Source organism: Oleiphilus sp. HI0128, assembly GCF_001635365.1.
Window position 1 is genome coordinate 1 of the sequence record NZ_LWGG01000749.1, and the last position, 6,594, is coordinate 6,594.

General features: G+C 44.2%; 5 protein-coding genes. 1 reads left to right on the forward strand and 4 read right to left on the reverse strand.

Annotated features, from left to right (window positions below):
* Positions 1 to 46: 46 nt before the first annotated feature.
* From pstA to A3763_RS09920, 4 genes are all read right to left on the reverse strand, one after another.
* Positions 47 to 1,222 carry a phosphate ABC transporter permease PstA gene (gene pstA / locus A3763_RS09905; protein ID WP_068512727.1) on the reverse strand — a complete coding sequence of 392 codons (1,176 nt, stop codon included), beginning with the start codon at positions 1,220 to 1,222 and terminating at the stop codon, positions 47 to 49.
* Positions 1,219 to 2,148, reverse strand: a complete 930-nt coding sequence (gene pstC, locus A3763_RS09910) for a phosphate ABC transporter permease subunit PstC (protein ID WP_068512730.1) — start codon at positions 2,146 to 2,148, stop codon at positions 1,219 to 1,221. The genes pstA and pstC overlap by 4 nt, the downstream gene beginning before the upstream one ends.
* Before the next feature lie 182 nt (positions 2,149 to 2,330).
* Entirely contained in the window at positions 2,331 to 4,169 is a 1,839-nt protein-coding gene (locus A3763_RS09915; protein WP_068512729.1) for a hypothetical protein, read from the reverse strand.
* A 15-nt stretch (positions 4,170 to 4,184) separates the two neighbouring features.
* A protein-coding gene (locus tag A3763_RS09920; RefSeq protein ID WP_369808611.1) for an IS3 family transposase occupies positions 4,185 to 5,353 on the reverse strand; the annotation gives its coding sequence in 2 pieces (ribosomal slippage) (positions 4,185 to 5,101 and positions 5,101 to 5,353; 1,170 coding nt in all).
* A gap of 241 nt (positions 5,354 to 5,594) precedes the next feature.
* Here A3763_RS09920 and A3763_RS09930 point away from each other — a divergent pair.
* On the forward strand, positions 5,595 to 6,594 hold a 1,000-nt coding region (locus A3763_RS09930; RefSeq protein WP_068760001.1), incomplete at its 3' end, for a DEAD/DEAH box helicase.

Genomic DNA, 6,594 nt, shown 5'->3' on the forward strand with positions numbered 1-6,594 from the left:
ATCACCATAGTGAAGGTTTAAGTCTTCAGCGACGATCTTTATGTTATTACCACTTGATTTCATACTTCTTCCTTAGGTAAATAGCTGCAGCGTTCAGTGTGATTAATATCGACAGTATGACAACAATGCCCGCTGCTGTTTTTTCTACATATGCACGTTCAGGCATACCCGCCCACGTAAAGATCTGGGCCGGCAGTACCGTCGCAGCCTCCATGATCGACGAAGGTGAATCTGGGATGAATGCAATCATTCCAATAATGATTAATGGAGCGGTTTCCCCCATGGCTTGCGCCATGCCAATTATCGTACCGGTCAAGATGCCTGGTAGCGCAATGGGTAGAACGTGGTCTTTGACAACTTGAATTTTGTTAAGGCCCAAACCATAACCTGCATGGCGAATTGACTCGGGTACACTTCTGAGTGCAGCACGAGAACTGACAATAATAATTGGTAATGTCATTAGCGCTAAAGTGATACCGCCCACTAATGGCGAGCTTCTTGGCAGACCAAATAAATTAATAAATACTGATAAGCCTAGTAGGCCGAATAATATTGAAGGAATAGCCGCGAGGTTGTTTATATTCACTTCAACAAAACGGGTAAAGCGGTTGTCGGATGCAAACTCTTCCAGGTAAATTGCCGTCATCACACCAATCGGGAAAGCAAAGGCCATTGTTACTAACAAGGTCAGTACCGAGCCTACGATGGCAGACAGTATCCCGGCATTCTCTGGCATTTTAGAGTCACCCTTACTGAAGAAAACACTATTCCAGCGTAATTCTAACTTACCTTCTTCTTTCAACTTATCGACTAGGGCAAGCTGCTTTTCTTTCAGGTTATAGTGATGACCTTTTAAATACTGGTCAACCTGGTCATCAGCCAATGCCCACATTGTTTGGCTTGTACCCATCAATTCAGGCTGGTCTCGCATGGTTTTTGTTAACGTACGTAGCCAAGCCCTACTTACAATTTTGCGATAACCTTTTGGAATGGCGCGACGCGTGGACTTAGCATTTCGCTCAGAAAACTCTACTTCAACTTGCACATAAGCTTGCTTCACAGCAGGCGCAGCAGTACTAAGGATATCGACCATGAAGAAGATCAGAAACGACAGAGTAAATACGACGGAGCTCTTTGCGAAAAGTTTGAAAAATCGCGAGGCACGATGCCGTTTACTTAAGGTCGGGTCGTAAAAAGGGTTAGAATTCTGTTTTGAAGTCATAGCCTGCTTATCTTGTATTTTTCTTTAAACTTACGGATTTGGGACAACGAGACCATATTGAGAATCAATGTGATCACAAATAAGACCAAGCCTAAGGCAAAAGCCGAAAGCGTTTGCGGTGAGTCAAAGGCGTGATCCCCGACAAGGGAGTCAACAATTCTCACTGTTACGGTGGTCATATCTTCTAAAGGGTTCCACGACAAATTTGGTCTAAGACCGGCAGCCATAACCACAATCATGGTTTCACCAATCGCTTTAGCAAAGCCAAGCAAACAGGCTGAGATAATACCCGGAAGCGCAGAGGGTAAAACTATATTTTTGATCGTCTCGCTTTGCGTCATACCTAACGCATAGGCGGCATTGCGTTGACTGCTTGGTACAGCACGAAGTACGTCATCACTCAAGGATGAAATGACCGGAATAATCATAACGCCCATCACCAAGCCGCTTGCTAGTGCGCTGTTAAAAGCAGCATCGACACCAAACTGTTCTGCTATTGCCACGATAGCTGGAGCCACTGTCAACGCAGCAAAGAAGCCATAAACGACAGTCGGGATACCCGCCAGAATTTCGAGCAAGGGCTTCAATATTTTTCGCTGAGCTGATGAGGCATATTCACTCATATAAATCGCATTACCCAAGCCAATGGGTATCGATACCGCTAACGCAATAATTGTGATCATGAAGGTACCGGCGAAAATCGGTACTGCACCGAAGGAGCTTTCTCCATGGCTCATGTGCCACTCGGTACCTGTAATAAAATACCAAAGGCTTTTTAATTGAAAGAACTCTAACGCCTGGAACAGGATAGAAAACAAAATACCAATAGTTGTAACAATGGCAATTGCGGCTGAGATCGCGAGAGTTGCAGTAATACAACGTTCTTTAATAAGGGTTGAACGCTTTTTGGATTCAACTTGAAACAAATCTATACTTCCATTATTTAAGAGCCGAATAACTGAGTGGCTAAATTTATACCTACAAAATAAAAAGCCCACTACACAGCGGGCCTTTTGATTTATTTAAGTCCAACTACTTCCTTGTAGTTAGACTTAACATCCCTGTCATTAAACTTCCTAAGACCTTACACTTTTAGACTTAAGCGGGATTATTCAGCCCAGCTCGCATCGTACTCAGTGATAGTCAAAGAGGTATCATCGTCTGTATAAAGCGTGCTACCAGCATCTACAGTGAAGCGAGCTTCAGAACCTGCAGTGAACAGGTCAGCACTAGCGTTTACATTGTTCTTAATCGCTAGACCTGCACCTGTTACCGTTGCGCGAGTATCAGTATCAACACCAGTGTCACTTACACGGATCGCCTCAACGTCTGCATCTGATGAAGACTCAACCAAAATTTGAACATTGTTGAACACGTAGTCTGTACCTTCGCGCAAGCGAACTGCACGACCAACTGACTTCAAGATTGCGTTTTCAAGAGTAGGTTGCGCTTTAGGGTCACCATCAGTAGAGGTGCTGTGACTATCTGCTTCAATTACACGTGAACCAGTTTCGTCATCAACGATGTTCTGCTCAGCATAAACGTTTGAAAGTGTACCGATATAACCTTGGTCGGTATCGATTGAATCGTCACCAGCGTTGTAGATATACAAACCGTCGACGCTTACTGTACCGCCCCAAAGCTCGATACCATCATCCGCAGAACCAATGATTGCGATGTTCTCGATAGTTGTACCTGAACCTACAGAACCAAGAGAAAGACCGTTAAGCTCTTTGTCTTTTTCTACTTCATAACCAGAGTATTTGATCGCAACGTAAGTCAGTGTTCCACTGTTATCGTCCGCAATCGTTACACCAGCGTCAGGACCATAAGACTGAGTACCAGCTTCATAAGTACGCTCGCCTTTGTTGTTGGTAGATTGACCAAGGATAGTCAAGCCACCCCATTGACCCTGCTCGTCACCAGTATTAAGACCAGCAACGTCTTGAGCAGACGTAAAGATGATTGGGTTTGACTCTGTACCTTGAGCATCAATCATTGCACCACGGTTTATCGCTAGGTAAGAGTTACCTGAAGCACCGAAAAGTGTTGTTCCAGCTTCAATAGTAAGCGTAACACCGTCAACAACATTCACTTCACCAGTGATTGCATACAAGCTATCGCTAGTTAGTGTTGTATCGCTTGTGATGTCGCCACTAATAACTGAAACAGCCTGATCGTTAACCTCTGCCAATGCCCATTCGAAGATGCTCAAATCAACACCAGTTACAGCGTTGTCAGCATCAACTTCTGCAGCAAATGCTACACCAGAAGAGTCTAGATATGTTTCGTCAACCATATCACCAGAAACACCGACTGTTTCATGTACATCACCAAGTGCACGGAAAATTTCACGTGTACCTTCGTCACGATAGATACCCTTACCACTAGTGATGATACCGTCAGCACCGATGTCGCCTGTTACAGCATCATCAATCACTAACTCAACTGCGTCATTCTTGATCGCGATACCAGCACCTGCTGTTTCAATTTCATCGCCAGTTACAGCAGTATCACTTACACGGATTGCTGCGATGTCTGCAATGTAATCAGCTTCAGTGTACTCTTCAGTACCACCTTCACCGTCATCAACCTGTGTCCCAATTAGTGATGCATCAGCACTTGAAGACTTAACATTAACTTGTACGTTGTTAAATACGTAGCCTGTACCTTCACGAAGACGAATAGCGCGACCGATTGTATCTAGTGTTGCATTTTCAAGCGTTGGCTTAGCAATTGGTGTGCCTGCATCGTCAGTGCTGTGCGAGTCAGCTTCGATTGCACGTGAGTCAATCTCATCATCAACAACAACTTGCTGAACGTAAACGTTTGAAAGAGTGCCGATATAACCCTGGTCAGTATCGATTGAATCATCACCTGCGTTGTAGATGTACAGACCATCAACATCAACCGTACCACCCCAAAGCTCAATGACGTGGTCTAGCATTTTTGACCAACCCAGTTAAGATACTTTTTTCATTTCAATTGCCTGAGCTTCGTATTCATTCGGGCTCATGTAGCCCAAGTAAGAATGCAGCCGCCGACTGTTATAAAACATGGATATGTAATCCAAAATATCCTGCTGTGCCTCATAGCGAGTTTGGTAACTTCGCCATTGCACGCGCTCTTGCTTCAGGCTTCCAAAGAAGCTTTCTACTACCGCATTATCCCAACAGTCGCCACGCCGACTCATGCTTCCTTGGATGCCGTGTTGATCCAATAACCTTCTAAAGGCATCACTCGCATATTGAGAGCCACGATCCGAATGATGAATCAAGCCTGCTTTCGGTCGCCGCTGCCAAATTGCCATGGTAAGCGCATCGCAAACCAGACTCGCTTTCATGCGTGAACTCATGCTCCAGCCAACAACCTTCCGTGAAAACAAGTCAATCACGACAGCTAGGTACAGCCAACCCTCTTGAGTCCAGATATATGTAATATCCGCGACGTATGCCTGATTAGGTTGAACAACATCAAACTCTCGCTTTAAGCGATTTGGATAAACAGGCTTCTTATGATTGCTATTAGTGGTCACTTTAAATTTCTTCTTGTGGCGCACCTTCACACCAGCCTCATTCATCAGTTTTTTTGTTTTAGCTCGACTTACTGGATAACCCAAAATGTTCAATGCTTTCTTCATCCTGCGCTCTCCATAAGTGTGGTCGCTGGACTCTGCTATATCCGTTATCCAATCAAGCATTTCCTGATGATCCGGGTCATCTGGTTGACTACGCTTGCGCTTGGCAAAGCTATAATAACTGTTTCGTTTCACTCCAAATAGCTGACACATCAGGTCAACCGGCCAGGTCTTCTTATGTTGAGTGATAAAGTCATACTTCACTTCGTTTCTTTGGCAAAGAAGACCGTCGCCTTTTTTAGTATTTCCTTTTCTATTTCAAGGCGCTTAACCTGCGCCTTAAGTCTTCTAATTTCTTCTTGCTCTGACGTAAGCTTGCCATTGCCTCTGAAAGCATTGCCTGAATCGTTTTGATATTCTTTTATCCAACGCCCCAGTACCTGTGCGCTAATACCCAGGCTACGGGCTGCCTCTGTCCTAGTGTGGCCTTGATCAAGCACCAGACTAATCGCGTCCAATTTAAATTCTTGGGAATATTTTTTTCGTGTATTCAATTTACCTTCTCCAGTTAGGACGTATTATGTCTTAACTGGACTGGTCATATCTATTAGACCACGTCAGTACCGGGATGGCTCGATCGACAAGATCAATCAGGAGTTTATGCCTTGATTTCTTAAACATCGTGAACAGCTATCGCTCAAAAACAATACTAGCGCCAACCACTAGAATCCTATAAGCTCGCTCTCCTTATTTTGGCTGTATTGTTATTGTACAGCCCCTACAGTTGAGCAGTTTATGAGTTTCGAGTCTTTAGGTCTTTCGCTTCCACTATTAAAAGCTATTGAAGAATTAGGGTATAAAACCCCATCCCCTATACAAGAAAAAGCTATACCTGAAGTACTTGCCGGCCATGACCTTTTAGCAGCAGCACAAACCGGCACAGGGAAAACTGCTGGTTTTACATTGCCCATCCTAGATCGTCTCGTTAAAGGCGAAAAACCAAAAGGTAATCGAGTTCGTGCAGTTATCCTCGCCCCAACCAGAGAACTCGCAGCACAAATTGCCGTAAGTGTTGAGCAGTATTCGAAACACCTTCCTCTACGTTCTTCTGTTGTCTACGGTGGCGTCAAGATTAACCCTCAGATGATGCTGCTACGTAAAGGTCTCGATATACTTGTAGCCACTCCGGGACGTCTTCTCGACCTACACTCTCAAAATGCAGTGAAATTTGAAGACCTCGAAATCCTTGTTCTCGATGAAGCTGACAGAATGCTAGATATGGGCTTTATAAGGGATATTCGGAAAATTATTTCCTTGCTTCCAAAGAACAGGCAAAGCCTATTATTCTCAGCCACCTTTTCAGACGAAATCAAGATGCTCTCAAGAGAGTTTACACATAACCCCGTTGAGGTCTCAGTTAGTCCCAGTAATACAACAGCAAAAACAATTGAGCAGTGGATATACCCAGTCGATAAAAATAGAAAATCAAAACTTTTATGCCAATTGATTAAGGAAGAAAACTGGCAACAAACTTTGGTTTTTTGTCGTACCAAACATGGATCAAACCGCCTAACAAGAGTTCTCGAAGGGGCAGGTATCAAAGCTGCCGCGATTCACGGCAATAAAAGTCAAGGTGCCCGAACTCGAGCCCTACAAGAGTTTAAGTCTGGTGTCATTCAAGTTTTAGTTGCGACTGATATTGCAGCACGCGGCATCGATATAGATCAGCTACCTCAGGTTGTTAACTTTGAGCTACCTCACGTATCTGAAGATTACGTGCACAGAATAGGTAGAA